At 44.1% G+C, this 515-nt stretch carries 1 pseudogene; it reads right to left on the bottom strand.

Annotated features, from left to right (window positions below):
* A pseudogene (locus IE142_RS40495) lies at positions 1 to 515 on the bottom strand (glutamine synthetase family protein); the annotation flags it as partial.

Raw genomic sequence — 515 nt, 5'->3', positions numbered from 1 at the left:
CTCTTCTAATGAACCTGCCACTGTTGGGATCTCTTTAGCTTCTTCTGGGGGTAAGTCATAGAGGTTTTTATCCATGGCATCACCTGGGTGAATTTTATTGATAATACCATCAAGACCCGCCATTAATTGAGCTGCAAATGCAAGGTAAGGGTTAGCTAAAGGATCTGGGAAACGCACTTCGATACGGCGTGCTTTCATGCTAGCGACTACCGGAATACGAATGGATGCTGAGCGGTTACGGGCAGAATAAGCCAGCATAACAGGGGCTTCAAATCCCGGCACTAAGCGTTTATATGAGTTAGTGGTTGGGTTAGTAAATGCGTTTCATGCACGAGCATGTTTGATAATACCACCGATGTAATACAGCGCCATTTCAGATAATCCGCCATATTTATCACCAGCAAATAAATTGACACCATTTTTAGACAGTGACATGTGGCAGTGCATACCTGAGCCATTATCACCCACTAAAGGTTTTGGCATAAAGGTCGCGGTTTTACCAAATACGTTAGCGA

The organism is Streptomyces mutabilis, assembly GCF_014649815.1.
GTDB classification, from domain to species: Bacteria; Actinomycetota; Actinomycetes; order Streptomycetales; family Streptomycetaceae; genus Streptomyces; species Streptomyces mutabilis.
The sequence above is the reverse complement of the archived record's forward strand: the minus strand, read 5'-3'. Positions and strand labels throughout refer to the sequence as shown.